We start from the raw sequence: 25,561 nt of genomic DNA on the forward strand, positions 1-25,561 counted from the left end.
GCTGTCCCTTAAAGCAACTTAACTGTGATAGGCTGGGAATACCTAGCCCAAAGAGAGTGAAGATATTATGAGTCTGGCCTTAGTCAGTGAGCGGTTACTAACCGCAAATAACCTGAGTCAACAAGATCTGTTTGCGGTATTAGGCCAGTTGGCTGAACGTCGCCTCGACTATGCCGATCTCTTTTTCCAGTCCAGCTTTCACGAAGCCTGGGTGATTGAAGACAGCATCATCAAGGACGGCTCCTACAATATCGATCAGGGTGTCGGTGTTCGTGCCGTCAGCGGCGAGAAAACCGGGTTTGCCTATGCCGACCAGATCACCCTCAATGCCCTTAATCAAAGCGCGCTGGCAGCCCGCAGTATCGTGCGCGAGCAGGGCAATGGCCAAGTCCATACCCTGGGCCATATCAGCCATGCGGCGCTCTATTCGCTGGCCGATCCGCTGCAAAGCCTGCCGCGTGAAGAGAAAATTGCCCTGTTGCACCGCGTAGACAAGATTGCCCGTGCTGCCGACAGCCGCGTGCAGGAAGTCTCTGCCAGCATCACCGGCGTGTATGAAAGCGTACTGGTTGCGGCTACTGATGGCACCCTGGCGACGGATATTCGTCCGCTGGTGCGTTTCTCGGTCAGTGTGCTGGTGGAACAGGATGGACGCCGTGAGCGCGGTGCCAGCGGCGGCGGCGGTCGTTGCGGTTATGATTACTTCCTCGAAATCGTTGACGGCGAAGTGCGAGCTGAAGCCTATGCCCGCGACGCGGTACGTATGGCGCTGCTTAATCTTGGCGCGGTTGCGGCTCCCGCAGGCACCATGCCGGTAGTTCTCGGCGCAGGCTGGCCGGGCGTGCTGTTGCACGAAGCGGTAGGTCACGGTCTGGAAGGCGATTTTAACCGTCGTGGTACCTCGGTATTCAGTGGACAAATGGGCAAGCTGGTGGCTTCCGAGCTCTGTACCGTGGTCGATGACGGCACCATGCCAGGTCGCCGCGGTTCACTGGCCATTGATGACGAAGGCGTTCCTGGGCAGTACAACGTACTGATCGAAAACGGTATTTTAAAAGGCTATATGCAAGACAAGCTCAATGCGCGGTTGATGGGCGTGGCACCGACCGGTAACGGTCGCCGTGAGTCCTATGCCCACCTGCCAATGCCGCGTATGACCAATACCTATCTGCTTGGCGGCCAGTCGACGCCGGAAGAGATTATCAGCAGCGTGGAATACGGGCTATATGCGCCAAACTTTGGCGGCGGTCAGGTGGATATTACCTCCGGCAAATTTGTGTTCTCCACCTCCGAAGCCTACCTGATTGAAAAAGGTCGCATCACCACGCCAGTTAAAGGTGCCACCCTGATCGGCTCAGGTATTGAAGCGATGCAGCAGATTTCCATGGTGGGTAACGATCTGGCGCTGGATAAAGGCGTCGGCGTCTGTGGTAAAGAAGGCCAGAGTCTGCCGGTCGGGGTGGGTCAGCCTACCTTGAAGCTGGATAGTCTGACGGTGGGTGGTACCGCCTAAAAGCGATACCTCTTTATCCTTGACGCTGTTATGGCGTGATCCGCATCGGCTGCTATTTGGCAGCCGATTCTCTTTTGCGGTGTATACGATATATCTTGCTCACTTCTTTAAAGTAATCCGTCAGATAGTTGATGCACACCTGCACTTTCAGCGGCAGCTTGTCTTTTTCGGTGTACAGCGCATACACCGGGCGCGGCTCGGTTTGGTAGTTACCAAACAAAATCTCCACCTCCCCTGAATTAATCTCATCAATAATCCACATCAGCGGCACATAGGCGATACCTACCCCGGACTTGAGCCAGCGGATCATGGTCTGGGCGTCGTTGGTGATAAAGCGTCCCTCCGGGGAAATGCGCATGGTCTGACCTTCCGGGGTGATCACATCAAAATCGCTGTCGTGGCGCACGCTGTATTCCAGCCAGGCAAAATTCACCATATCCGCCGGGGTTTCCGGTTTGCCGTGTTGGCTAAGATAGCTTTTGGCCGAGCACACCACCATCGGCATGGCGCCGAGCAGTTTGGAGAATAGGCTCGAATCCTGAAGTTTCCCCACGCGGATCACCAGGTCCAGGCCATCGGCAATCAGATCCGGTGCCGGAATACCGGTTACCAGGTTGACGGTCAACCCCGGATATTCACTCAGCATCTTGGCGGTCATTGCAGCAAGAACATTTTGTGCCATTGTTGACGAGCTGCCGATGCGTAACGTCCCGGTGGGGGTGTTATTAAATGCGTATAATTGCTCATGTACTTCCCGCACGCTTTGCAGCATTTTCTGGCAACCCTGGTAGTAAATTTTACCGGCTTCAGTCAGCCCAAGACTGCGGGTGCTTCTATTTAATAGCTTGATCTGCAATTCATTTTCTAGCTTGGTAATACTTTGGCTGATTGCCGAAACGCTCATTTTAAGGCGTAAAGCGGCGGCGGTGTATGAGCCGCTTTCCACTACCTGAGCAAATACCGACATGCGTTTTAATCGATCCATTATTAAGCCTGGCTTAAAAGTGATTGTGATCACAGAATGTTGATAAGTTGATAATAAGCAGGCTAATATACTTGCTCAGATAAAAGCCTCAAGTTCGGATATCATAAAATCAACAATCTTACCCCTGCTGACTTTTCTGGCAATCCAACATTACCCTTCAGCGCATGTCATTGAGTTCCTCTCTGACACTGTGTCGATTTCTATTAAAGTTAATGAATCATATTTGCGATGTTAAAATTAGTGAATAATATGAGGCCTGCTGTGCGTTGCTACCTGTGTGGTAAGAGTTTAAGGAACTATCCATGAGTTTGCTTCCGGTGATGGTGATTTTCGGATTGTCGTTTCCCCCGGTGTTTTTTGAGATTTTGTTGGCGTTAGCCGTGTTTTTTGTTTTGCGCCGAATTCTGACCCCAACCGGGATTTACGATTTTGTCTGGCATCCGGCGTTATTTAATACAGCACTGTATTGCTGTCTCTTTTACCTGATTTCCTGCTTGTTCGTTTGAGGCTGTCGTGAAAAACTTCTCAATAAAAATAATACGTTATGCAATTACACTACTCATTGTGATCCTGGCTGCCATCGCGATTTTCCGCGCCTGGGTCTTCTACACCGAATCACCCTGGACGCGCGACGCCAAATTTACTGCCGATGTGGTGGCTATCGCCCCTGACGTTAGCGGACTGGTGACCGATGTGCCAGTGGTTGACAACCAGTTGGTTAAAAAAGGCGATGTGCTGTTTAAAATTGACCAGCCGCGCTACCAGCAAGTGTTGGCTGAGGCCAACGCCGACGTGGCTTATTACAAAGCCATGGCCGACGAGAAAAAACGTGAGGCTGGACGCCGGGTAAAACTGGGCATCCAGGCCATGTCGCAGGAAGCCATTGATCAGGCAACCAATGACCAGCAAACCACTCTGCATCAGTTGGCGAAAGCACAGGCGGCAGCAAGCTCTGCGGCGCTGGATCTGCAACGTACCGTGGTGACTGCCCCGGCCGACGGTTGGGTTACCAACCTTACTGTCCATCCCGGCGCTTTTATTACCCGTGGCGCGACCTCGGTGGCGCTGGTGAAACAAAATACGTTCTATGTGCTGGCCTATATGGAAGAAACCAAGCTGGCGCGCGTACAGAAAGGCGATCGGGTGGAGATCACTCCGCTGGGCAGTAATCACATCCTGCATGGCACCGTCGACAGCGTGGCGGCAGCGGTCACCAACAGCAGCAGCTCGGCGGCAAGCAACGGCCTGGCCACCATTGACAGTAACCTGGAGTGGGTGCGTCTGGCGCAGCGTGTACCGGTAAAAATTACGCTTAATGATATGGACGAAAAACATCCGTATTCGGCAGGGACTACGGCAACGGTTGTCGTCGCCGGGGAAAATGATCGCGTTGCACACAGCTCCTGGTTTACCAAATTTTTGCACCGTCTGCGTGAGTTTGGTTAAGAGAAAATAATATGAATAGCCAGACCTTCCTGCGTATGCGCTTTGCCTGCAAGCTGACCTTTGCCATTTTGGGCGCGTTGGTCTTGGGGTTTTATCTGCAACTGGAAACCCCGCGCTGGTCGGCGATGACCGCGGCCATTGTCGCCGCCGGTCCGGCGCTGGTCGCTGGCGGTGAACCCTTCGCCGGGGCTATTCGTCATCGCGGTATGCTGCGGGTGATCGGTACTTTTGTTGGCAGTATTGCTGCGGTGGCCATTATCGTTGCCACCGCCCGCGCGCCAGCAGTGATGTTATTGCTGTGCTGTCTGTGGGCCGGTTTTTGCACCTGGTGGTCAACGCTGGTTCGCGTTGAAAACTCTTATGCCCTGGGTCTGGCCGGCTATACGGCACTCATTATCGTGGTGCTGGCTTCCTCTTCCCTGCGCGAAGCGCCGCAGTTCGCCGTTGAGCGCTGTAGTGAGATTGTTTTGGGCATTTGCAGCGCCATAGTGGCGGATCTACTGTTCTCCCCGCGATCGATCAAAGGCGATATCGACCGCGCCGTAACCCGACTGCTGCTCGACCAATGGGCACTGATGAAACTCTGCCTGCATCAGGCTGAAAAAGCGGACATCGACCGCGCCTGGAACGGTCTGGTGAAAAGTACTACCGCCATCAATGCCATGCGTGGCAGCCTGATGATGGAGTCTTCTCGCTGGCAGCGCGTCAATCGCCGCCTGAAAGCCTTGCACAGTATGTCGTTAAGCCTGATCACTCAGGCCTGCGAAACCTATCTGATTATGCAGACTACCCCCGAGCTGGTACCGGTGGAGATCAAACGGCTGTTTGATGAGCCGGTTGCTGACCTGCATGACGTACGTAAAAAAATGAAACAGTTGCGACAGATTGTTGCCACCCTGCGTTCCGATGATATTGCCCTGCCGCTTTACTCGTGGATTGGATCCGGTACCCGCGCACTGTTGATGATCACCGGCATCCATACCAATAGCAGTATCAGCAGCATCGAAAGCAATGTGTTGAACACTGAAGTGGTGATCCGCCCGGCGTCAGCCGAACGGCATCACGCCATGATTAACGGTTTACGCACCTTTGTTTCCAGCGCCATCGGCTGTCTGTTATGGCTGTGGACCGGCTGGACCTCTGGCCCCGGTTGTATCGTAATTATTGCGGTGATCACCTCACTGGCGATGCGTACGCCCAATCCGCGCATGATGGCGATCGATTTTATGGTCGGCATGATGGCGGCTATCCCGGTGGGATCGCTGTTTTATATGGTGATTATGCCCTGGACCCAGCAAAGCCTGTTCCTGCTCTGCCTGTCGCTGGGTATTTTTATCTTTATTATCGGTATTGAGGTGCAAAAACGACGTCTGGGTGTGCTCGGCCTGTTGGTGGGCAGCATCAATGTGCTGGTGTTGAGTAATCCCATGTCCTTTAATGTCACCACCTTTCTCGACAATGTTACCGGCCAGGCCATCGGCTGTGGCATTGCCGTGGTGGTGCTGGCGCTGATCCGTGACAAGTCGCGGGATAGAACCGGTCGTACCCTGCTTAATCGCTTTGTCAGCAGCGCGGTGTCGGCGCTGACCACCAAAGCCTATCGCCGCCGTGAGAACCATCTGCCGGCCCTCTACCATCAGTTGAATCAGCTGCTGGTGATGTTTCCTAATGACATTGGTAAATACCGGCTGGCCTTACAGCTGATCATTGCCCATCAGCGTCTAAAGCTGGCAGAAATTCCGGTGAATGAAGAGCTGTCGGCGTTTCATAAACAGATCCGCTATACCGCCGATCGCGTGGTGTCCGCGCGCCGCGAAGGGAAACGCGCCTATTATTATCAGCGGCTGTTAACGGAAATGGCGGAGTATCAGCAAAAGCTGGTGGCATACCAGGCGCCGCTGAAGGTCACCGAACCGGTAAGACGACTGTGCGATTTATTGCATAACTATCAACGGGCGTTTCTGGAATAACGCCTGTCATAAACCCCCGTTATACTTTCTGAAAAGCACCCCTTGCGCCGCGCTGACTGCAACGGGGCGGGCATTAGCGACTATACTTTATAGTGAATAAACTGTGATTTTGTGGTCGCAGCCACGCTGCCGCTGCGTAAAAGGGAGCCTCGCCATGTCTGATCTGCACGCTACACTCGCCGCACATCCGCTGTTTAAAACCGGTTATTTTGTTGCCGGTGAATGGCATACCGCTGCCGAAACCTTTGATGTGCTTAATCCTGCCACCGGCGAAACGCTGGCAAAAGTGGCGCGCGCCGGTAAGGTGCAAACCGAGGCTGCCATTAACGCGGCAAGCCAGGCTTTTCCGCAATGGCGAAAAACCACCGGTAAAGCCCGTTCCGAGATTTTGTATCGCTGGTATCAACTGATGCGGGAAAACAAACAGTTTCTGGCGGAATTGATGGTCGCAGAACAGGGTAAGCCCTTGCAGGAAGCCTTAGGCGAGGTCGACTATGCCGCCAGCTTCCTGCAATGGTTTGCCGAGGAAGCCAAGCGTGGCAACGGTGAAATTATCCCGCCGGTAAAAGCCGGTTCGCGGATTTTTGCCACCCGTGAACCTGTTGGCGTGGTGGCTGCCATTACGCCGTGGAATTTTCCGCTGGCGATGCTGACGCGTAAGCTGGGGCCAGCTCTGGCCGCAGGCTGTACCGGCTTGATTAAACCGGCCAATAATACCCCGCTTTGCGCTCTGGCACTGCTTGAGCTGGCCAAACAGGCTGGCGTGCCCGACGGGGTGATTAATGGCGTGGCCGGTGATACTGCCGCCATCAGCGAGGCGATAATGCAAAGTACCGCCGTGCGAAAAATATCTTTTACCGGGTCTACCGAGGTGGGTAAAACGCTGGTGCGCAACAGCGCTGCCACCATGAAAAAGGTTTCGATGGAACTTGGCGGTAACGCGCCATATATCGTGTTTGATGATGCCGATATCGACGCCGCCATTGACGGGGTGATCGCCTGTAAATTCCGCAATTCCGGTCAGGTGTGCGTGGCGATCAACCGCATATACGTGCAGGCCGGTATCTATGACCGCTTTGTCAGCCGTCTGGCCGATCGCGTCAGCACGCTGCAAGTCGGTAACGGCATGGATAAGGGCGTGACTATCGGTCCGTTAATTGATATCAAGGGGCTTGAAAAGGTTGAAGAACATGTTAAAGACGCCTTGCAGCATGGCGGTAAGGTGCTGACCGGCGGCCAGCGACACCGGCTGGGGGGAAATTTCTTTCAGCCTACGGTGATCGCCCAGGCTAATGATGCTATGCAACTGGCCCGCGAGGAGACCTTTGGTCCACTGGCCGCCTGTTTCCGTTTTGACAATGAAGAAGAGGTGATTAAACGGGCCAATGCCACGGAGTTTGGTCTGGCGGCCTATTTCTACACGCAAAATCTGCAGCGTGTATTCCGCGTGGCAGAGGCAATTGAAAGCGGCATGATCGGCATTAATGAGTGTGCGCTCTCGACTGAAGTGGCACCTTTTGGCGGCGTTAAAGAGTCCGGTCTGGGCCGTGAAGGTTCGGTACTGGGAATGGAAGAATATTTGCAGGTAAAAACTCTGCATTTGGGTAATCTGTAGGCTTAAGTCTGGCTATTCTAAAAGTAGGTAATAATGCGCGCAGTAAATAAATGGCTCAGGGCTTATCTGCTGCTGGCCGGGCTGGTAGTGATTTTTAGTGATACCGCAGCGGCCAAGATCAATTTTTTCCAAACCGCTGCCGGCAATCAACAGGATATTGCCGCACTGACCGCAGAAAAAAACGTGGTCAGTTATCTGCAACAGCATCACCGACTGCCGGACTATTATGTCACTAAAAAGCAGGCGCGCGCTGCGGGGTGGGACGCCCGCGCCGGAAACCTTTGTCAGGTGTTGCCTGGCAAGGCGATAGGGGGCGATCGTTTCAATAATCGTGAACAGAATTTGCCCTCGGCACCGGGTCGCACCTGGTGGGAAGCGGATATTAACTATCATTGTGGCCGACGAGGCGCCGATCGCCTGCTATTTGCCAGCGACGGCCTGATTTACCTCAGCGGTGATCACTATAAGAATCTTGTACCGGTGGAGTCGCGCTGATGAAAAAAATTGTTTTCGATTTTAATCATATCCCGGATCTTGCCGCCTTTTACGCCGATTTTGCGCGCCAGTTTGCCCTTGGCAGTCAGTTTGGCGCCAATCTCGATGCCCTGTGGGATGAGGTCACCGGCGGTATTGCCTTGCCGGTGGAGATCGACTTTATCAATCTCAATGCCGGACGTAAGCGTCGCTTTGGTTCTCTGGTGCTGCTATTTGAAGAGGCGGAAGAAGAGCTGGAAGGGGCGCTGCGTTTTAATCTGTTTGATAAGTCGCCGGTAAAACCCAAAAGCTAAGCCAGGAGTAAAAAGTCCGGCTGTAAACCTCAGATCACTGATAAAGCCCGTTTTTAGGGAGAGTACAGCGTTGGGGGTCGATGCTGCCGGCGACGTTACCTGCCAACACAGGCCTGCAATAACGCACCTTTTAAGGTGCCAGGCCAACCTGCGTTAAGCCAATGGCGACCGCTGGCACAGGCCAGGGCGGCAATTGGGTAAACGCGGTGGCAAAGAAGGCAGAGATTAGTTTTTGGCTTCTGCCAAGTCACGTAGATACTGGAAAATCTGGCGATAGGATTTTGGTGGCTTGCTGGTGGCTTTTTCTTTTTGCGCATTACGTACCAGCGCACGCAGTTGCTGGCGATCCGCTTCGGGATAGATATCCAGTACCGCAGGAATAGCGTCATCGCCTTCTTCAACCAGACGATCGCGCAGTACTTCCAGTTTATGGAACAGTGAAACCTGTTGGTTGTGGCGGTTCTTGAGTTTATCCAACGCGGTCTGGATAGGTTCAATATCGCGTGAACGCAGCATTTTACCGATCAACTGCATCTGACGGCGGCGGCCTTCTTTTTTGATGCGTTGCGCCAGATCGATAGCGGCACGCAGATCTTCATCGAGCGGGATCTTGTCCAGGGAGTTTTTGCCCAGATCGACCATCTCGGCACCCAGATCTTTCAGTGCTTCGGCATCGCGTTTGATTTCACTTTTACTGACCCAGATGATTTCATCATCTTCTTCGTTGTTCTCTTCGGGAACATCATCGAGCCAGTCTTCAATTTTCTTCGTCATTATGTATCCTTAAATTTCTGGCTGCTATTATCGCACGGTTAACCTCCGCCTTCTATACCCGTCATCTTTTAGCCAGTACCGCCAACAGGAATGCGAAATTCCAGACGGTCTCTGATAGACTCAAGAGTATCTGAACTCAATATTTTTTCTTAAAAAAGGGCGGGCTGATGAAGGTAACCACTCAAGTGGCAGAGCAACGTAAAACGCTGGAAAACGCCGTAGCGCAAGCTCTGGAATTAGCGAAAGTCGGTTCTGACGGTGCGGAAGTGGCGGTCAGTAAAACCACCGGTATAGGGATTAGTACCCGTTTTGGCGAAGTCGAAAATGTCGAATTCAACAGTGACGGTGCACTGGGTATTACCGTTTATTATCAGCAGCGTAAAGGCAGTGCCTCCTCGACTGACCTCAGCCCGGACGCCATTGCGCGTACCGTGCAGGCGGCACTGGATATCGCGCGTTATACCTCTCCCGATCCTTTTGCCGGCGTAGCCGACGAACAGATGCTGGCCTTTGATGCGCCGGATCTGGATCTTTTCCACCCTACCGAGTTGGATGCCGATCGCGGTATCGAACTGGCGGCCCGTGCCGAACAGGCTGCCCTGGGTGCCGATGCACGTATCACCAATACCGAAGGTGGCAGTTTCAACAGTCATTACGGTATTCGCGTATTTGGCAATAGCCTCGGTATGCTGCAAAGCTATTGTTCAACCCGTCATTCGCTGTCGGCGTCAGTGATTGCCGAACATAACGGGGATATGGAGCGTGATTACGCCTACACCATTGGTCGCGCGATGGCCGATCTCGCCAGCCCGGAATCCGTGGGTGCCGACTGCGCGCGCCGTACGCTGTCGCGCCTCTCGCCTCGTAAACTGCCAACCATGAAGGCACCAGTGATGTTTGCCGCCGAAGTGGCAACCGGTTTGTTCGGCCATCTGGTGGGGGCGATCAGCGGTGGCAGCATTTATCGTAAATCTTCTTACTTGCTCGACAGCCTGGGCAAACAGATCCTGCCGGAATGGATCACCATTGAAGAGCATCCACATCTGCTGAAAGGCCTGGCATCGACGCCGTTTGACAGCGAAGGGGTGCGCACGACCCGTCGGGATATCGTCAAAGAGGGCGTACTGCAAACCTGGCTGATGACCTGCTACTCCGCGCGTAAACTGGGGCTGCAAACCACCGGTCATGCTGGCGGTATCCATAACTGGCGTATTGCCGGTCAGGGCGACGATTTTGCCGCTATGCTGCGTAAAATGGGCAAGGGCCTGCTGGTAACCGAATTGATGGGGCAAGGGGTCAGCGGCGTGACCGGTGACTACTCGCGCGGTGCCTCTGGTTTCTGGATCGAAAACGGCGAAATTCAGTACCCGGTCAGTGAGATCACCATTGCCGGTAATTTGAAAGATATGCTACTTAATATGGTCAGCATTGGTAGTGATATCGAAACTCGCAGCAATATCCAGTGTGGTTCGGTTTTACTGCCGGAGATGAAAATCGCCGGCGAGTAAGGCTTTTTCCGCGCTCTCTTACAGCGGCGGCCTGCCGTCGCTGCTTGTCTTTCCTCTATTTTATTGCGCTTTCTGCACTTCTTTACAAAAATTTAATACACCTTTTCTACTATTACCCCCTATGTTATTAACAGTTCCATCCGCAATGTCGTTAATTGATTAAACCAAAAAATAAATGGAAGGTAGCATGCGTAAACATCTGATTGCGTTAGTAACGGTAACCCTGCTGGCATGCAGTGCCCAGGTGATGGCGGCAGACTTGTCGACAGATATGGACACCATTGCCGACAACTACGGCAAGATAATGAAAACCAGTGATGCTAAAGCTTTTACCGATGGTCTGGCCAAAATGAAGGCCGCTGCCCTAGATGCCAAAAATGACACCCCGGACAAGCTTAAAGGAAAAGCGCCAGACAGCCCGGAAATCAAAGATTATCACCACGGTCTTGATACGCTGATCGGCCAGATTGACAAGGCCGCAGAGCTGGCCAAAGCCGGTAAATTGGATCAGGCGAAAAAAGAAGCCGAAGGCTTTAAAGCTACCCGCAACGAAAACCATAAGAAATTTAAGTAAATCAATTCCATCCCCCTCTTTCGCCACTGTCCGGATAAAGAGGGGGACGCCAATGCCACGCTTTCCCTCTGCTGATTGTTACTTGTTGCCGCCCACCGCCTGCGTCGCCAATACCAGTCTGTTCCACTGCCAAAACCTCGCCAGCCAGTTCTCTGCGCCACCAAATTGTATTTTTGATAATGAGATCTGCTTGGTATAGGGCATTTCCAGTTTGAACTGGAAAAAAACCGTCTACACAAGATATCGGCTTACGCGTAGGGTAATAACAATAGAAACGGCTCTGTAAAGAGAACGAGCAGATTGATATGAATAATGCCCTTGAAATAAAAGATGCACCGGCAATTACTGAAAAATTATTAACAGATATTCAAAAAATGTTGAATGCAGAAAATATATTTACCAATGACGTTCAACAGCAGATGTTAACTTCGCACGTTAAAGCAATGGTATTGCGTTCAATTACCGGGGAACCCTTACCTGAAGTAGAAAAAGAGCTGTTTGATGAAATTTCATCAGGCTCAATGAAAATGGCTGAACAGGTTGTCGATATGCTGGGGAATTTACCGATTGAGGAAGCCTATTTACTCTCGGTACATTTTGAAGTAGCCAAAGACAATAACAACCTATAACCCTTGCTTATAAAAACTTATCTGGAGAGTAGACATATGGCACAAGTCCTCGTAGTGATTGGCGACCGTTTAGGGAAAGGCCAGAAAGTTGCCGCTGGCGTAGAAGCAGCAGGAGGCCGCGCCATTGTGGTTCCTGGTGTGGCTGCCGATATGAAATTGGGCGACGTGATGAAAGCGGAGGGAGCCACCTTTGGTATCTCTTTCTGCGGCAGTGGCGGCGCGGGGGCGATTACTGCCCAAAATAAATATGGATATAAAGCCAAACACGGCATGCGTTCCGTTGAAGAAGGTGTAACGGCAATTAACGAGGGCTGTGCGGTATTGGGCTTTGGTTTTATGGATAAAGAAGAGCTGGGTCAGAAACTGGTAGAAGCTTATATCAAGAAAAATGGCCAGTCGTAATGAAGCAACACTTAACGACCACAGTTCGGGTAGAAGGAAAGGGCGAAAATAAGGCTGCCGCCTTTTCCTCCGCGCTGAGCCAGGTTCAGCGAACCGTTCTTAAATCTACTGAAAATATTTTGCTGCGTATCGAACCGCAGGACGTCAAGATAATTACAGCAGAAGAGAAGGTGACCAAGGAAAGGTTTCTGTTCTTTTTTCTGGCCAGGGAAAGAAAGAGTTATTACGTGGTATTAGACATTACCGTCAATCTGACTGTCATTAATACTGAGCAGGTGGTCTTTACTACGAAATAAAACCGTTAGCGATACCCGTCGTCATTGACGGGGGTATATAAAATCACAGGGATACTCTGATGTTTTTAATTATTTTATTTAAGTCGCTGATTATCGGCGGATTGGTGGGCGTGGGGGTAGGTGCCGGTGCGGCGCGTATGTTCCATGCACCTACCGTACAGGGAATGGGGGCGTTTCGTACCCTGGGGGAACTGAACTCCTGTGAAGGGGATCCTGCTTCGCACTTCTCCTTCGGGCTGGGCTTTTTCTTCAACGCCTGGGCGTCATCCGTGGCGGCCGGTTCCTTCACTCAGGACGTCGATCACCGCATTATTCCCAACTGGGCCGCAGCTGCGTTGATGATAAAAAATCGCAACGTTGCCGAGACCCTGCATGACCCACGCAAAATGGCCATTGCCAGCGGCATTATCGGCATGATTGTGGTGGCCTTCCTTAATACTACCGCCTCGGCGGTGCCGCCTGCCCTGCAGGTAACGGCGATTAAGGTGCTGGTCCCGGCGGCCAATATGCTGGTCAATACCGTGATGCCGGTTATTTTCTGGTTGGCGGCCATTGATGCCGGTCGTCGTTCCGGTTTCTGGGGCACTATTTTTGGTGGTCTGGCGCAGATGATTATGGGTAACGCGGTGCCGGGACTGGTACTGGGGATTCTGATCGGTAAAGGGGTAGAAGAGGGCGGCTGGAACCATGTCACCAAAGTGATGATGGCGGCGATTATCGCGCTGTTTGTCCTCAGCGGCTTCTTCCGTGGCTTTGACGTAAAAATGTTGCAGTCCTTTATGCTCGACGTACCGGCATGGCTGAATGGCATTCATAATTCACTCAGTGGTAAATAAGGGGATCATGAAAATGGAAGAACAAACCAAAAGTGGTTTCTGGTACGCCGAGTGGTCGTTCCCGATTTTTGTCGGGTTACTCTCTGCCGGGGTGTTTGCCGGGACCCATATGTATTACCTGTATGGCATTGGTGCCTTTAACGAGGTGGCTTTCGTTTCCATGCTGCGTTCGGGGATGAATACCGGCGTCTATGGTGCGGTGGCGGCGTTCGGTGCCAGTTTCCTGTTTGCCCGTATCATTGAAGGTTCGCTGGTCGGTATCCTCGATATCGGCGGTGCCATCCAGACCGGGATTGGCCTGGGCGTGCCTGCGCTGTTGCTCGGTGCTGGCATTGTCTTTCCGGTGGCCAACTTCGCCGCCTCGTTGGTTACCGGTTTAATCCTCGGTCTGGCAGTGGGCTATATCATTATTCTGGCACGTAAATTTACCATCAATCAGGGTAACTCGACTTACGGTGCTGACGTGATGATGGGGGCAGGTAATGCCACCGGCCGTTTCCTTGGGCCGTTGATTATTCTGTCGGCAATGGCCGCCTCTATCCCGATCGGTCTGGGTGCGTTATTGGGTGCGCTGCTGTTCTATATCTGGAAAAAACCGCTTACCGGTGGCGCGATCCTCGGGGCGATGATCCTCGGTGCTATCTTCCCGGTTTCACTGTAATACCTTGATTTAAAATAATTAGAAAGTTTGTTTATCCCCTGGCGACCCCAAGTTGCCAGGGGATGAGGAGAAAGGTCGTATGTATGATGTGATCGTCAGACAGGCTAAAATCGCCGATGGCAGCCTGATAGATATCGCCATTCAAGACGGTAAGCTGGCCGCTGTTGGCCAACTGCCACCGGATGTGACCGCCACCCGGACGCTCGATCTGCACGGACAATATTGGCTAAGTGCCGGCTGGATCGATTCCCACGTTCACTGCTACCCGAAATCACCGATTTATCATGATGAAGCCGACCGTGTTGGTATCGACAGCGGCGTGACCACGGTGATCGATGCCGGTAGCACCGGCGCGGATGATGTGGATGATTTTTATCAGTTGACCCGTCAGGCCAAAACCCGGGTGTATGCCTTCCTCAATATTGCCCGCACCGGTATCGTGACGCAAAACGAACTGGCCGATATGGCGCAGATCGACAAAGTCGGTGTCGCCCAGGCGATTGCCGATCATCCGGATTTTATTATCGGTCTGAAAGCCCGTATGAGCAGCAGCGTAGTGGGTAAAAACGGCATTCAACCGCTGCTGCGTGCCAAAGAGATGCAGCAGGAAAATCAGGGTCTGCCCTTGATGGTGCATATTGGCAATAACCCGCCGGATCTCGATGAGATCGCCGATTTGCTGGCGGCGGGCGATATCATCACCCACTGCTATAACGGCAAACCCAACCGCATTCTGACGCCGCAAGGTCAACTGCGCGAGGCGGTGAAACGCGCCCTCGAACGCGGCGTGCTGCTGGATGTCGGCCATGGTTCCGCCAGCTTTAGCTTTGCGGTCGCCGAAATGGCAATCCGCCAGGGGATCCTGCCTCATACCATCAGTTCCGATATCTACTGCCGCAACCGTATTTCCGGGCCGGTGCATAGTCTGGCGACGGTGATGTCGAAATTCTTTAGCGTCGGTATGACCTTGCCGCAGGTGATTGACTGCGTGACCTGTCATGCCGCCGATGCGCTGCGTCTGGGCGGCAAAGGCCGTCTTGAGGTCGGTGCCGATGCCGACTTGACACTGTTTGAGTTGCAGCATGTGCCGCAGGTGTTTATCGATTCCGAAGGGCTGTCGAAGGCGGGCGAACAGCTGCTGGTGCCGCTGGCTGCCATTGTGGCCGGTGAAGTGATATTAACTGCCGAAGGGAAGTCTAAAAATGTCTTCGATTTATGAAAAATACAATTTAAAACAGGTGATTAACGCGTCAGGCCGCATGACGATCCTCGGTGTGTCTACCCCGAGAACCGAAGTGGCCGAGGTGGTAAATACCGGGCTTAACCACTTCTTTGAGATGAAAGATCTGGTTAATAAAACCGGCGCTTATATCGCCAATCTGCTGAATGTTGAAAACGCCGTGGTGGTTTCCTGCGCTTCGGCGGGGATTGCCCAGTCTGTTGCCGCTGTAATTATTAAAGATAACGCCTGGCTGTTGGATAATCTGCACGCGGCACCGTTGACGGTAGCCAATGAAATTGTACTGCCCAAGGGACATAACGTTAACTACGGTGCGCCGGTGGCCACCATGGTGACTCTCGGCGGCGGTAAAGTGGTCGAGGCTGGCTATGCCAACGAGTGTTCTGCGGCCCAGTTGGCGGCGGCTATCACCCCGCACACTGCGGCGATCCTCTATATCAAGTCCCATCACTCGGTGCAAAAAAGTATTTTGTCGGTGGCCGAAGCGGTGGCGGTTGCCCATGAACATCAATTGCCGTTAATCGTTGATGCGGCGGCGGAAGAAGATCTCCACTGTTACTACGAGATGGGGGCTGACCTGGTGATCTACAGTGGGGCCAAAGCCATTGAAGGGCCGACCAGTGGTCTGGTTTTGGGCCGCCATCAGCTTGTCGAGTGGGTAAAACTGCAATCCAACGGCATTGGCCGCGCGATGAAAGTGGGCAAGGAAGGCATTCTCGGTCTGACGCAGGCCATTGAAAGTTATATCACGCAGCCAAAAACCACCGGCCAGCAGATGGTCGACAAAATGACCCCCTTTATCGCCAGTCTGAATGCGATTAACGGTGTTTCTGCCCGCGTGGTGTGGGACAGCGCCGGTCGCGATATTGCGCGCACGGAAATTGCCTTTGATGAAACCTTGTTGGGCTGGAAAACCAAAGCCATTGTCGATGCGATGAAAACCGGTGAGATTGCCATTTATTTTCGTGGTTATCGTGCCAACGAAGGCAAAATCGAAGTGGATGTGCGCAGCGTAACCCCGGCGCAACTGGTTACCGTTGCCGAATGTTTTAACGCCCTGTTTAGCGGAGAGAAAGCATGAAGCTGACCCCTAATTTTTACCGTGACCGTGTGTGCCTGAATGTTCTTGCTGGCAGTAAAGACAATGCCCGTGATATCTATCAGGCGGCGGAAGGTCATGTACTGGTCGGCGTACTGTCCAAAAATTATGCCGATGTGGCCAGCGCTGTAGAAGATATGAAAGCTTATGCTGCCTTGATTGATAATGCCTTGTCTGTCGGTCTGGGTGCTGGCGATCCGCGTCAGTCGTTGATGGTCAGCCAGATTTCCGGGCAGGTTCAGCCACAACACGTTAATCAGGTGTTTACCGGTGTGGGTACCAGTCGTGCGCTGCTGGGGCAGAACGACAGCGTGGTTAATGGTCTGGTTTCTCCCAGCGGTAAAGTCGGTTGGGTGAAGATCTCCACCGGTCCGCTCAGCTCAAAAACCAGCGACGGTATTGTGCCGGTAGAGACCGCCATTGCGATGCTAAAAGATATGGGCGGTAGCTCGGTGAAGTATTTCCCGATGGGCGGCCTGAAAACCCGCGAAGAGTTCGCTGCGGTGGCACGCGCCTGTGCCGAACAGGACTTTTGGCTGGAACCTACCGGCGGTATCGATCTGGAAAACTTTGAACCTATTATGGAGATCGCCCTGGCGGCGGGAGTGAGCAAAATTATTCCTCATATCTATAGTTCGATCATTGATAGCGCCAGCGGCAATACCCGCCCGCAGGATGTCAGCACGCTGCTCGCCAGTGTTAAAAAACTGCTTGGCTAATAATAAGCGCCCGGTCTAAGCCCGTGTACACTCGCTAAAAACGGGCTTGGTCAGCAGTCTGGGTGGTAAGGTGTTTTTGTTGATGGCTAATCGGTTGCCGGTAGTCCATCGTAGAGCGTACCCTGAAACAGAGTAAATTGAGGGGGTGAGCTGCAACCTGTGCGGGATGATGTTAGCCATTCATCCTGCCCGGTTATTTTTGGTCAGACTCAGCGGAAGGTTTATGGTGAGATTTCCTTATCAACGATTGGCAGTGCTGTTTGATGCTTTACAGACGGAAACGTTGCCGCAGGATGAGCTGGCAAAACGTCTGGATGTGTCCACGCGCACGGTGCGGGCAGATATCACCGCACTGAATGAAATTATGCAGCAATACGGTGCCTGTTTTATTCATAATCGCGGCAGTGGTTATCAACTGAAAGTGGATGATGCTGCGCTGTTTTCCATGCTGCAACAACCGGTTAAGCGCAATAATCCTACGCCGCGCAGTGCCGCAGAGCGGGTTAACCGACTGCTGATCCGTTTTTTGACCTCGGCTTTTTCGTTAAAGCTGGAGGATCTGGCCGACGAATGGTTTGTCAGCCGCGGCACGCTGCAAAACGATATGCCTGAGGTGCGCGAGCATCTAAACCGTTACCATCTCAATATTGAAACCAAGCCGCGTTATGGCATGAAACTGTTCGGTTCGGAACTGGCGATCCGCGCCTGCCTTACCGATTTGCTGTTCCAGCTTAATAATGACGACCAAATCAGCCCGTTCCTGAAAGCCGAAAGCCTGGAAGCTGAAGCACTGCAACCCTTGACCGATTTTATGCATCAGTTGCTGAATCAGTCGTCGATTCAGCTTACCGACGAGGGGGAGAAGTATTTGATCCTCTATTGTGCCGTGGCGGTCAAGCGTATTGCTGGCGGTTATCCGTTAACGGATTTTGATGCCGAAGAACAAGAGCCAGCGGTCAGGCAAATCTCCAGCAAGCTGGCAGCCGAGTTAAAACGAATGGTAGGCAAAGAGATCCCGGCGGCGGAAGAGGCCTATTTGCGGGTCAATATTGCCGCACGACGTGTGCAGAGTATTTTGCCCACCGACATTAACGCCGATGATGAAGAGTCGTTGGTCGACTATATTCTCTCCTATATTAACTCCCATTATAATTATGATTTACAAGGGGATAAGCAACTTCGCTCAGACTTGCTGACGCATATTAAGGCGATGATCACCCGGGTGAAATACCAGATCAATATTCCCAATCCGCTGCTCAACAATATTAAACAGCACTATCCGATGGCCTACGACGTTACTCTGGCGGCGGTATCAAGCTGGGGGAAATACACCCCTTATAGCCTGAGCGAAAATGAAATCGGCTTTCTGGTGCTGCATATCGGCGTCGGGCTGGAGCGTCATTACAATATTGGCTATCAGCGGCATCCGCAGGCGATGCTGGTGTGCGATACCGGCAACTCCACGCTGCGCATGATCGAAGCGCAAATCAGCCGCAAGTTTCCGCAAATTGTGGTTACGCGGGTCATTTCATTGCGTGATTATGAACAAATCGAGCATATCGACGAAGATTTTATTATTTCCAATGCACGGCTGGTGGAGCGCAATAAGCCGGTGGTGGTGCTGTCGCCGTTTCCTACCGAATATCAGATGGAGCAACTGGGAAAACTGGTGCTGGTGGACCGCACCCGGCCTTATATGCTGGAAAAATTCTTCGATCGGCAACACTTTCTGATCCTCGATGAGCCCATGACTCAGGCGCAGCTGTTTCGCAAAATTTGCACTCAGCTGGAAGAGGAAGGCTATGTCGATGAGGCGTTTTATCCTTCGGTGGTTGAGCGCGAAGAGATTGTCTCCACCATGTTGGGTGAGGGCATTGCGCTGCCGCACTCGCTGGGCTTGCTGGCCAAAAAGACCGTGGTGATCACCGTATTATCGCGGCAGGGGATCAAATGGGGCGAGGGGGAGACAGCGCACGTTATCTTCCTGCTGGCGATCAGCAAGGCCGATTATGAAGAAGCGATGGCGATATATGACTTGTTTGTGACTTTTGTGCGCGAAAGATCGATGAGTCGCCTGTTGACCAGCCGTAATTTTGACAGCTTCAAGGCGATGGCGATTGACTGTCTAAGCCGTATCTAGCGCTCTGAACAACGACTTCCCCCTTTTTGATTGTAGGGGGAGGCTTGCCTGATTACGCTATTCTTCATCAAACCCGGAATTAATCAGATTAATCACCGCCGCCAGCGCTTCCGCTTCGTCCGGGCCGGTGGCTTCGATTTCAATTTGCTGGCCTTTCGGCGAGTCGAGCATCAGCAGTGCAATCACGCTGCTGGCTTCGGCTTCAATACCGGCATCGTTGCGCAGCATCACTTCCGATTCAAAACTCTGTACCAGTTCAAACAGTTTCATCGCCGGGCGAGCGTGCATTCCCAGCCTGTTCTTGATTTCAACTTTCTGTTTAATTGACATAAGGGTTAACCGTCATGATTTGCGCTTTTCCAGCGTACGATGGCGAGACTGCACGTTTTTTCCACGGGAGCGGAAATAGTCGGCGAGTTGTTCAGCCACATAGACCGATCGATGTTTACCGCCGGTACAACCGATGGCTACCGTCAGGTAGCTGCGATTGTTGGTTTCCAGCATAGGTAACCATTGTTCGAGATAGCTGCGGGTCTGATAGATAAAATTATGCACTTCGGTATGGCGATCAAGAAAGGCGGCAACGGGTTTGTCTAACCCGGTCATGGGCCGCAGTTTGGGATCCCAGTGCGGGTTAGGTAAAAAACGCACGTCGAAAACGTAATCGGCATCGATAGGAATACCATGCTTAAAGCCAAATGATTCAAACACCATGGTCAATTCACGCTCACGTTTGCCCAATAAACGGGTACGCAGCATTTCGGCCAGTTCGTGCACCGACATTTCCGAGGTATCGATAATCAGATCGGCGCTGGAACGCAGCGGTTCCAGTAATTCGCTTTCCTGATCGATAGCACTTTCCAGTGACAGGTTTTTACTGGAAAGCGGATGTAGACGGCGCGTATCGCTGTAGCGTCGGATCAGGGTATTGCGATCGGCATCCAGAAACAGCAGTTGTGGAGAGAAACTGTCTGGCAACTGGGTCATGGCATGCTCGTAAACTTCTGGTGTTTCCGGCATGTTACGTACGTCAATGCTTACGGCGGCAGAGGTATTCCGTTCTGCCAGCGTTTGCGCCAGCTGCGGCAGCAATACGACCGGCAGGTTATCGACGCAATAAAAGCCCATATCCTCCAGCGCACGCAAGGCGACGGATTTCCCCGAACCAGAACGGCCGCTGACAATCATCAGCACCATGTTTATCACTCCCTCAAGCAAATGTAGCCTTTATCTTTCAAACTGCAGGCATGCGCCGATGCGGTTGCTTGTCCAGGTTACTTACCTGAGTAAGTTGCTGTGACGTGCTCGGAGGCCGCTGCCCTGCGCCTTGAAATCTATGGGGTATCGACCCGATAGATGGTCTTCTTCGCGATTTACTCGTCTTCGGTAATTATATGGAACAGTTCTTCATCACTTTGCGCACCGCGCAAACGGCGACACACTGTTTTATCGGCCAGTTTCTTGGCCACTAATGACAGGGTGTGTAAGTGGGTTTTACATTGATCGGCAGGAACCAGCAAGGCAAAAAGCAGGTCAACAGGCTGATTATCTATCGCATCAAAGGCAATGGGCTGGTCAAGCTGGATAAAGACGCCGATGGCGCGCAGGGTGTCCTCTTCCAGTTTGCCATGGGGGATGGCGATACCTGCACCTATTCCAGTACTGCCCATACGTTCACGGGTCAAAATGGCATCGAAAATCACCTGTGGCGCGAGGTTGAGCTGTTTGGCAGCCAGTTCGCTAATGATTTCCAGTGCGCGTTTTTTACTGGCACAGTGGACGTTGCTTTTGGTGCATTCGGCATTTAATACCGAGGTTAGCTGCAGTGCTGAATCGTTGATCATCTCATTCTTTCACTTAGGCGCTTTACCCTAAAGATTTATCGGCTCGTACCCGAGGGTAACGAGCCGATTCATATATCCCCTGGCCCTGACAGCGTGGCTGTACGCGGGTTGCGAGATACTCGTCTGTGGCTCGCTGGCCACAGAGAGGGCTTAGTGCTGTTTCAGTTTGTCTTTATGCTTATTAAGCTGTCGGGCCAGTTTGTCAACCAGGCCATCAATAGCGGCATACATGTCCTGATGTTCCGAGGTGGCATGCAACTCGCCCCCGTTCACGTGCAGTGTTGCTTCGGCCACTTTCTGCACTTTCTCGACGCTTAATATTACGTACACCTGGTTGATGCGGTCAAAGTATTGCTCAAGTTTGCCAAACTTTGCATTAACAAACTCTCTCAGAGGCTCGGTAATATCTACGTGATGTCCGGTAATGTTGAGTTGCATAATGTCTTCCTTCTCTGTTGAGGTCAAACCAACTGTTTGCGTTGGTTTGATGGCGGGATGGACAAAGACTCTCGGTATTTCGCTACAGTGCGTCGAGCCACCATAATGCCTTGATCCGATAGCATAGTGGCTAACTTGCTGTCGCTCAGAGGTTTGACGGGGTTTTCCGCCGCGATTAACTTCCTGACCAGTGCGCGGATGGCGGTGGATGAGGCTTCACCACCGCTGTCCGTACTGACGTGACTGGAAAAGAAATATTTCAGTTCGAAAATGCCTCGCGGACTGTGCAGAAACTTCTGCGTGGTCACGCGCGAGATTGTCGATTCGTGCATTTCCACGGCACTGGCAATATCGGCCAATACCATGGGTTTCATAAACTCTTCACCAAGATCAAAGAATGCCTGCTGCTGTTCAACAATACAACGCGTCACTTTCAATAACGTATCATTGCGGCTTTCCAGGCTTTTGATCAACCACTTGGCTTCTTGCAGGTTACTGCGAATAAACTGCCCGTCGCTGTCGTTGCGTACCGAATTGCCCATGGCCGCATACTGCTGGTTGATCTTCAGGCGCGGAATGCTGTCTGAATTCAGTTCCACCGACCACACTGCGCCGATTTTACGCACCAGCACATCCGGGATCACATACTCGGACTCGCCGGTGTTGATCGACTGTCCCGGCCGTGGATCCAGCGACTGGATCAGCAACATGGCACCTTTCAGTGTATCTTCTTTTAGACGGGTTGATCGCATCAACGCACGAAAATCGTGATTGGCGAGCAGATCTAAATGTTCACTGACGATTAGACGCGCTTCCGGCAGATACTGGGTCTCAGGCACATATTGCGATAGCTGGATTAACAGGCAATCGCGCAGATCTTTTGCCGCCACGCCCACCGGATCAAAACGCTGTACGCGCTTCAGCACGGCTTCGACTTCATCCATATTGACGTTGTCGTCACCCATGCTTTCGAGAATATCGTCCAGGGATACGGTCAGGTAGCCGGTATCGTCAACTGCATCGACGATCGAGGTGGCAATGGCGCGATCGGTATCGGTAAAGGGTGTCAGTTCGACCTGCCACATCAGATAATCTTGCAGCGTCTGCGTGGTCTCGCCCTGATACACCGGCAGCTCGTCGTCGCTGTAATCATTGCCGGTTCCGGAAGGGGTACCGGCGGTATAGATTTCGTCCCAGGTGGCATCCAGTGGCAGCTCCTCGGGCATATCTTTTTGCTCAAGGGCCTCACGGGTATCCAGCGCTTCACTTTCGACGGGTTCTATGGCGTCTATTTCATCATGCAGGTCGGATTGTTCCAACAGCGGATTGCTTTCCAGCGCTAATTGAATTTCTTGCTGGAGTTCAAGCGTGGACAGTTGCAGCAGGCGTATTGCCTGCTGTAGCTGTGGTGTCATGGCCAATTGTTGGCTGAGCCTGAGTTGCAAACCTTGCTTCATATCTTGGGTTTATTTCCGTTGCGACAAATAAAATAAACTGACTGTTATGCTACCTTTTGCCCTTGACGCTGTGGCTGTATTGGCCTCACCCGCTTAGCCGAACACTTGTTGGCTTCACTTTTTAATCGGCGGGTTTGCCAGCTTGCCACAACCGCCATGGCTTTGGATATAACTGAGCCACTTACAAGCGGAAAGCTTCGCCCAGGTAAACGCGTTTGACCTGTTCATCTTGCAGAATTTCTTCTGGTGTACCGTGAGCAATCAGATGCCCCTGGCTGACGATATAAGCGCGTTCACAAACGTCGAGGGTTTCACGCACGTTATGGTCGGTGATCAGAACCCCGAGGCCGCTGTCACGCAGGTGTTCAATAATTTTCTTGATATCGATAACCGATATCGGGTCAACCCCGGCAAAGGGTTCATCGAGCAGGATGAACTTGGGATTGGCAGCCAGCGCGCGGGCAATTTCCACGCGACGACGTTCACCACCGGAAAGTGACTGTCCGAGATTATCGCGCAAATGCGCAATATGGAACTCTTCCATCAGTTCATTGGCGCGCGCCACGCGCTGTTCTTTATTGAGATCGTCGCGGATCTCCAGCACGGCCATCAGGTTATTGAACACGCTCAAGCGACGAAAGATTGAGGCTTCCTGAGGCAGATAGCCAATGCCGCGGCGAGCGCGAGTATGCAGCGGCAACAGGCTGATATCTTCATCATCAACCACAATTCGTCCTGCATCGCGCTGAACAATACCGACGACCATATAAAACGTGGTGGTTTTACCTGCGCCGTTTGGCCCCAATAAGCCGACGATTTCCCCTGACTTGACGGACAGACTGACGTCTTCAACGACTTTGCGGCCTTTGTAGGCTTTAGCCAGGTTTTCTGCGATTAATGTTGCCATAAGTTATCAGTTACTCTTTTTCTGACCTGCGGCAGCAGGCGTCTTTTGCTGTAGCTGAGACGGAACCAGCACGGTGGTTACGCGCTTGCCTTTGTCACTAAAGGCTTCCATCTGCTGTTTTTGCACCAGATAGGTAATACGATCGCCGGTGACGTTGCTGTCGAGCTGTTCCAGGTAAGCATTGCCGGTCAGGGTCACCAGATCGGCGGAAACGTCGTAGCGTACTTTCAGTGCATGGCCATTAATGGGTTTACCATTATCTTGCATCTGATAAAAGGTTACCGGATTACCAAAACCTTCGACGATCTCTTTGCCTGACTCACCACCTGGGCGGACGATAGTGGCGCGGTCTGCTTTCACCAGGATGGTACCCTGTTTGACAATCACGTTACCGGTTAAAGTAACGGTATTGGTATTGATATCGACAGCCTGGTTATCCGAGGTAATGGTCATCGGCTTGGTGGTGTCATCTTTCATCGCCAATGCCGACATGCTTACGGCCAACAGCGAGGTGGTGATCAATAGGTTACGGATTTTATTTTTTGTTTGGAATTTCATAATTTGTATTTACCTTTTCGATCAGCTCTGCGGTTTTATTTCGCAAATTACCACGCATTTTCATGCCGTTAGATGTAAAACCGGTGCCATATAAATAGACTTCGTCGTCGGAAGCTACGTCTTGAGTGACCAGGTTGACCTGGGCATTATCTGTTCTTATTTTCTGCAATTGTGACGTTGCCGGCGTCAGGCTATCAACCTGCACATGACCATAAAGATAGAGCATCTTATCATTGGTCAGCTTGGCGCGATCGGAACGAACGGTCCAGGTCGCCACGGTATTCTGGTCATACATGGTCACCACCGGGTTGGTAAACCAGCTAAGCTGGTCGGCGGTGTAATATTTGACCTCATCCGAGACAAGCCGATAATTCAACTTGCCCGTCGGGTCATACACCACGGTGATGGTATGCTGACTCTGATAAGTCGGATCCTGAGTGTTGACGGCCACCGCTGGGGCTTTGTTGATACTGTCTGACAGCGTCCAGCCAATCAGTACCAGCACAATAAGGCCCAGCAGCAACGTTATCCAAAGTTTTGTTTTATTCATATCGACAGCCCTTTGGCGTCCTCCAGCTTACCCTGTGCCAGCAAAATCAAATCGCATAACTCGCGCACTGCACCTCGCCCTCCGGCAATGCGGGTCACATAGTGCACCCTGGGGAGCAAAATGGGATGGGCATCGTTAACGGCGACAGCAAGCCCGACTTTCTCCATCACCGGCCAGTCAATTAAGTCATCGCCAATATAAGCGACCTGTTCAGGTTGCAGAGACAGTGTATCTAACAGTTCGCGGAAGGCCAAAAGCTTATCGGATTGCCCCTGGTAAAGATGACGAATCCCCAGCGTTTTTGCACGATCTTCCAATAATTTGGCATTACGCCCGGTAATAATGGCCACCTCAATATCTGAAGTGAGCAGGCAACGGATACCGTAACCATCGCGAACGTTGAAGCTTTTCAGCTCTTCGCCCTGATTTCCCATGAAAATCAGGCCGTCAGACATTACGCCATCAACGTCACAAATCAGCAAGCGGACCGCTTTGGCTCGCTCCAGCACTTCTGCGCTAACGGGACCGTAACAGGTATCCACATTGGCTGCGCTTTTACTCATTGGGGCAATTCCTTATGGAGACGAAGGGAGGGCAACTTCACTTCGCCAG

General features: G+C 52.2%; 29 protein-coding genes. 18 read left to right on the plus strand and 11 right to left on the minus strand.

Features of this window, described 5'->3' with window-relative positions; genetic code table 11:
* The first annotated feature begins 67 nt into the window (after window positions 1-67).
* A complete protein-coding gene (tldD, locus tag GW590_RS17140; protein WP_169404296.1) occupies window positions 68-1,513 on the plus strand; it encodes a metalloprotease TldD in 1,446 nt (481 codons plus the stop codon).
* Between the two features lie 52 nt (window positions 1,514-1,565).
* On the opposite strand, the gene aaeR is transcribed toward tldD, so the two are convergent.
* Entirely contained in the window at window positions 1,566-2,498 is a 933-nt protein-coding gene (gene aaeR / locus GW590_RS17145; protein ID WP_169404297.1) for an HTH-type transcriptional activator AaeR, read from the minus strand.
* Window positions 2,499-2,800: 302 nt separating this feature from the next.
* Between aaeR and aaeX the strand changes: the two genes are divergently transcribed.
* The 6 genes from aaeX to GW590_RS17175 all read left to right on the plus strand — a co-directional run bounded on the left by aaeX (window position 2,801) and on the right by GW590_RS17175 (window position 8,317).
* Window positions 2,801-3,004, plus strand: coding sequence for a p-hydroxybenzoic acid efflux pump operon protein AaeX (gene aaeX / locus GW590_RS17150; protein ID WP_169404298.1), 204 nt, complete (start codon window positions 2,801-2,803; stop codon window positions 3,002-3,004).
* 7 nt (window positions 3,005-3,011) lie between these two features.
* Complete coding sequence (gene aaeA / locus GW590_RS17155) at window positions 3,012-3,944, plus strand: p-hydroxybenzoic acid efflux pump subunit AaeA (RefSeq protein ID WP_169404299.1); 933 nt, start codon at window positions 3,012-3,014, stop codon at window positions 3,942-3,944.
* 11 nt (window positions 3,945-3,955) lie between these two features.
* The gene (gene aaeB, locus GW590_RS17160; RefSeq protein WP_169404300.1) at window positions 3,956-5,914 is read left to right on the plus strand and encodes a p-hydroxybenzoic acid efflux pump subunit AaeB; all 1,959 of its coding nucleotides are present in this window, start codon (window positions 3,956-3,958) and stop codon (window positions 5,912-5,914) included.
* Between the two features lie 154 nt (window positions 5,915-6,068).
* Entirely contained in the window at window positions 6,069-7,529 is a 1,461-nt protein-coding gene (locus tag GW590_RS17165; RefSeq protein WP_169404301.1) for an NAD-dependent succinate-semialdehyde dehydrogenase, read from the plus strand.
* A gap of 33 nt (window positions 7,530-7,562) precedes the next feature.
* Window positions 7,563-8,024, plus strand: a complete 462-nt coding sequence (locus tag GW590_RS17170; RefSeq protein ID WP_169404302.1) for a ribonuclease domain-containing protein — start codon at window positions 7,563-7,565, stop codon at window positions 8,022-8,024.
* Window positions 8,024-8,317 (plus strand): barstar family protein, encoded by a 294-nt coding sequence (locus tag GW590_RS17175; protein WP_169404303.1) that lies wholly within the window; start codon window positions 8,024-8,026, stop codon window positions 8,315-8,317. The genes GW590_RS17170 and GW590_RS17175 overlap by 1 nt, the downstream gene beginning before the upstream one ends.
* Before the next feature lie 225 nt (window positions 8,318-8,542).
* On the opposite strand, the gene yjgA is transcribed toward GW590_RS17175, so the two are convergent.
* Window positions 8,543-9,091 (minus strand): ribosome biogenesis factor YjgA, encoded by a 549-nt coding sequence (gene yjgA, locus GW590_RS17180; RefSeq protein ID WP_169404304.1) that lies wholly within the window; start codon window positions 9,089-9,091, stop codon window positions 8,543-8,545.
* A gap of 167 nt (window positions 9,092-9,258) precedes the next feature.
* On the opposite strand from yjgA, the gene pmbA reads away from it, so the two are divergent.
* The 11 genes from pmbA (at window position 9,259) to GW590_RS17235 (ending at window position 19,195) form a co-directional block, all read left to right on the plus strand.
* Window positions 9,259-10,599, plus strand: coding sequence for a metalloprotease PmbA (gene pmbA, locus GW590_RS17185; RefSeq protein ID WP_169404305.1), 1,341 nt, complete (start codon window positions 9,259-9,261; stop codon window positions 10,597-10,599).
* Between the two features lie 187 nt (window positions 10,600-10,786).
* Complete coding sequence (gene cybC, locus GW590_RS17190; protein WP_169404306.1) at window positions 10,787-11,173, plus strand: cytochrome b562; 387 nt, start codon at window positions 10,787-10,789, stop codon at window positions 11,171-11,173.
* Window positions 11,174-11,478: 305 nt separating this feature from the next.
* Window positions 11,479-11,802 (plus strand): PRD domain-containing protein, encoded by a 324-nt coding sequence (locus GW590_RS17195; protein WP_169404307.1) that lies wholly within the window; start codon window positions 11,479-11,481, stop codon window positions 11,800-11,802.
* Between the two features lie 36 nt (window positions 11,803-11,838).
* Window positions 11,839-12,204, plus strand: coding sequence for an SFCGS family glycine-rich protein (locus GW590_RS17200; RefSeq protein ID WP_169404308.1), 366 nt, complete (start codon window positions 11,839-11,841; stop codon window positions 12,202-12,204).
* The gene (locus GW590_RS17205) at window positions 12,204-12,500 is read left to right on the plus strand and encodes a DUF4312 family protein (protein WP_169404309.1); all 297 of its coding nucleotides are present in this window, start codon (window positions 12,204-12,206) and stop codon (window positions 12,498-12,500) included. Before GW590_RS17200 ends, GW590_RS17205 begins: the two co-directional genes overlap by 1 nt.
* A 59-nt stretch (window positions 12,501-12,559) precedes the next feature.
* A complete protein-coding gene (locus GW590_RS17210) occupies window positions 12,560-13,336 on the plus strand; it encodes a DUF4311 domain-containing protein (RefSeq protein ID WP_169404310.1) in 777 nt (258 codons plus the stop codon).
* A gap of 13 nt (window positions 13,337-13,349) precedes the next feature.
* A complete protein-coding gene (locus tag GW590_RS17215; protein WP_169404405.1) occupies window positions 13,350-13,997 on the plus strand; it encodes a DUF4310 family protein in 648 nt (215 codons plus the stop codon).
* Between the two features lie 79 nt (window positions 13,998-14,076).
* Window positions 14,077-15,216, plus strand: a complete 1,140-nt coding sequence (locus GW590_RS17220) for an amidohydrolase/deacetylase family metallohydrolase (protein ID WP_169404311.1) — start codon at window positions 14,077-14,079, stop codon at window positions 15,214-15,216.
* A complete protein-coding gene (locus GW590_RS17225) occupies window positions 15,200-16,318 on the plus strand; it encodes a DgaE family pyridoxal phosphate-dependent ammonia lyase (RefSeq protein ID WP_169404312.1) in 1,119 nt (372 codons plus the stop codon). Before GW590_RS17220 ends, GW590_RS17225 begins: the two co-directional genes overlap by 17 nt.
* Entirely contained in the window at window positions 16,315-17,055 is a 741-nt protein-coding gene (gene dagF / locus GW590_RS17230; RefSeq protein ID WP_169404313.1) for a 2-dehydro-3-deoxy-phosphogluconate aldolase, read from the plus strand. Before GW590_RS17225 ends, dagF begins: the two co-directional genes overlap by 4 nt.
* A gap of 223 nt (window positions 17,056-17,278) precedes the next feature.
* Entirely contained in the window at window positions 17,279-19,195 is a 1,917-nt protein-coding gene (locus tag GW590_RS17235) for a BglG family transcription antiterminator (RefSeq protein ID WP_169404314.1), read from the plus strand.
* A gap of 57 nt (window positions 19,196-19,252) precedes the next feature.
* On the opposite strand, the gene npr is transcribed toward GW590_RS17235, so the two are convergent.
* The 9 genes from npr to kdsC all read right to left on the minus strand — a co-directional run bounded on the left by npr (window position 19,253) and on the right by kdsC (window position 25,512).
* Window positions 19,253-19,525 carry a PTS phosphocarrier protein NPr gene (npr, locus tag GW590_RS17240; protein ID WP_169404315.1) on the minus strand — a complete coding sequence of 91 codons (273 nt, stop codon included), beginning with the start codon at window positions 19,523-19,525 and terminating at the stop codon, window positions 19,253-19,255.
* A 12-nt stretch (window positions 19,526-19,537) separates the two neighbouring features.
* Window positions 19,538-20,392 carry an RNase adapter RapZ gene (rapZ, locus tag GW590_RS17245; protein ID WP_169404316.1) on the minus strand — a complete coding sequence of 285 codons (855 nt, stop codon included), beginning with the start codon at window positions 20,390-20,392 and terminating at the stop codon, window positions 19,538-19,540.
* A 176-nt stretch (window positions 20,393-20,568) separates the two neighbouring features.
* The gene (ptsN, locus tag GW590_RS17250) at window positions 20,569-21,039 is read right to left on the minus strand and encodes a PTS IIA-like nitrogen regulatory protein PtsN (RefSeq protein WP_169404317.1); all 471 of its coding nucleotides are present in this window, start codon (window positions 21,037-21,039) and stop codon (window positions 20,569-20,571) included.
* Window positions 21,040-21,189: 150 nt separating this feature from the next.
* The gene (hpf, locus tag GW590_RS17255; RefSeq protein ID WP_169404318.1) at window positions 21,190-21,477 is read right to left on the minus strand and encodes a ribosome hibernation promoting factor; all 288 of its coding nucleotides are present in this window, start codon (window positions 21,475-21,477) and stop codon (window positions 21,190-21,192) included.
* 23 nt (window positions 21,478-21,500) lie between these two features.
* Window positions 21,501-22,934, minus strand: a complete 1,434-nt coding sequence (rpoN, locus tag GW590_RS17260; protein WP_169404319.1) for an RNA polymerase factor sigma-54 — start codon at window positions 22,932-22,934, stop codon at window positions 21,501-21,503.
* 181 nt (window positions 22,935-23,115) lie between these two features.
* Complete coding sequence (lptB, locus tag GW590_RS17265; RefSeq protein ID WP_169404320.1) at window positions 23,116-23,841, minus strand: LPS export ABC transporter ATP-binding protein; 726 nt, start codon at window positions 23,839-23,841, stop codon at window positions 23,116-23,118.
* A gap of 6 nt (window positions 23,842-23,847) precedes the next feature.
* Window positions 23,848-24,399, minus strand: coding sequence for a lipopolysaccharide ABC transporter substrate-binding protein LptA (gene lptA, locus GW590_RS17270; RefSeq protein WP_169404321.1), 552 nt, complete (start codon window positions 24,397-24,399; stop codon window positions 23,848-23,850).
* On the minus strand, window positions 24,377-24,949 hold the full coding sequence (gene lptC, locus GW590_RS17275) for an LPS export ABC transporter periplasmic protein LptC (protein WP_169404322.1): 573 nt from the start codon (window positions 24,947-24,949) through the stop codon (window positions 24,377-24,379). The genes lptA and lptC overlap by 23 nt, the downstream gene beginning before the upstream one ends.
* On the minus strand, window positions 24,946-25,512 hold the full coding sequence (gene kdsC / locus GW590_RS17280) for a 3-deoxy-manno-octulosonate-8-phosphatase KdsC (protein ID WP_169404323.1): 567 nt from the start codon (window positions 25,510-25,512) through the stop codon (window positions 24,946-24,948). Before kdsC ends, lptC begins: the two co-directional genes overlap by 4 nt.
* Window positions 25,513-25,561 lie beyond the last annotated feature (49 nt).

It is taken from the genome of Rouxiella aceris, assembly GCF_012933545.1.
Lineage (GTDB): Bacteria > Pseudomonadota > Gammaproteobacteria > Enterobacterales > Enterobacteriaceae > Rouxiella > Rouxiella aceris.

Coding starts and splice junctions, on each gene's coding strand:
- aaeR (WP_169404297.1), bottom strand. CDS start 2,498: ATGGATCGATTAAAACGCATGTCGGTATTTGCTCAGGTAGTGGAAAGC.
- lptA (WP_169404321.1), bottom strand. CDS start 24,399: ATGAAATTCCAAACAAAAAATAAAATCCGTAACCTATTGATCACCACC.
- yjgA (WP_169404304.1), bottom strand. CDS start 9,091: ATGACGAAGAAAATTGAAGACTGGCTCGATGATGTTCCCGAAGAGAAC.
- npr (WP_169404315.1), bottom strand. CDS start 19,525: ATGTCAATTAAACAGAAAGTTGAAATCAAGAACAGGCTGGGAATGCAC.
- lptC (WP_169404322.1), bottom strand. CDS start 24,949: ATGAATAAAACAAAACTTTGGATAACGTTGCTGCTGGGCCTTATTGTG.
- GW590_RS17220 (WP_169404311.1), top strand. CDS start 14,077: ATGTATGATGTGATCGTCAGACAGGCTAAAATCGCCGATGGCAGCCTG.
- hpf (WP_169404318.1), bottom strand. CDS start 21,477: ATGCAACTCAACATTACCGGACATCACGTAGATATTACCGAGCCTCTG.
- ptsN (WP_169404317.1), bottom strand. CDS start 21,039: ATGATCAACGATTCAGCACTGCAGCTAACCTCGGTATTAAATGCCGAA.
- GW590_RS17170 (WP_169404302.1), top strand. CDS start 7,563: ATGCGCGCAGTAAATAAATGGCTCAGGGCTTATCTGCTGCTGGCCGGG.
- rapZ (WP_169404316.1), bottom strand. CDS start 20,392: ATGGTGCTGATGATTGTCAGCGGCCGTTCTGGTTCGGGGAAATCCGTC.
- GW590_RS17215 (WP_169404405.1), top strand. CDS start 13,350: ATGGAAGAACAAACCAAAAGTGGTTTCTGGTACGCCGAGTGGTCGTTC.
- GW590_RS17235 (WP_169404314.1), top strand. CDS start 17,279: ATGGTGAGATTTCCTTATCAACGATTGGCAGTGCTGTTTGATGCTTTA.
- cybC (WP_169404306.1), top strand. CDS start 10,787: ATGCGTAAACATCTGATTGCGTTAGTAACGGTAACCCTGCTGGCATGC.
- GW590_RS17210 (WP_169404310.1), top strand. CDS start 12,560: ATGTTTTTAATTATTTTATTTAAGTCGCTGATTATCGGCGGATTGGTG.
- dagF (WP_169404313.1), top strand. CDS start 16,315: ATGAAGCTGACCCCTAATTTTTACCGTGACCGTGTGTGCCTGAATGTT.
- GW590_RS17200 (WP_169404308.1), top strand. CDS start 11,839: ATGGCACAAGTCCTCGTAGTGATTGGCGACCGTTTAGGGAAAGGCCAG.
- aaeX (WP_169404298.1), top strand. CDS start 2,801: ATGAGTTTGCTTCCGGTGATGGTGATTTTCGGATTGTCGTTTCCCCCG.
- GW590_RS17225 (WP_169404312.1), top strand. CDS start 15,200: ATGTCTTCGATTTATGAAAAATACAATTTAAAACAGGTGATTAACGCG.
- GW590_RS17165 (WP_169404301.1), top strand. CDS start 6,069: ATGTCTGATCTGCACGCTACACTCGCCGCACATCCGCTGTTTAAAACC.
- GW590_RS17175 (WP_169404303.1), top strand. CDS start 8,024: ATGAAAAAAATTGTTTTCGATTTTAATCATATCCCGGATCTTGCCGCC.
- tldD (WP_169404296.1), top strand. CDS start 68: ATGAGTCTGGCCTTAGTCAGTGAGCGGTTACTAACCGCAAATAACCTG.
- GW590_RS17205 (WP_169404309.1), top strand. CDS start 12,204: ATGAAGCAACACTTAACGACCACAGTTCGGGTAGAAGGAAAGGGCGAA.
- rpoN (WP_169404319.1), bottom strand. CDS start 22,934: ATGAAGCAAGGTTTGCAACTCAGGCTCAGCCAACAATTGGCCATGACA.
- lptB (WP_169404320.1), bottom strand. CDS start 23,841: ATGGCAACATTAATCGCAGAAAACCTGGCTAAAGCCTACAAAGGCCGC.
- GW590_RS17195 (WP_169404307.1), top strand. CDS start 11,479: ATGAATAATGCCCTTGAAATAAAAGATGCACCGGCAATTACTGAAAAA.
- pmbA (WP_169404305.1), top strand. CDS start 9,259: ATGAAGGTAACCACTCAAGTGGCAGAGCAACGTAAAACGCTGGAAAAC.
- aaeB (WP_169404300.1), top strand. CDS start 3,956: ATGAATAGCCAGACCTTCCTGCGTATGCGCTTTGCCTGCAAGCTGACC.
- kdsC (WP_169404323.1), bottom strand. CDS start 25,512: ATGAGTAAAAGCGCAGCCAATGTGGATACCTGTTACGGTCCCGTTAGC.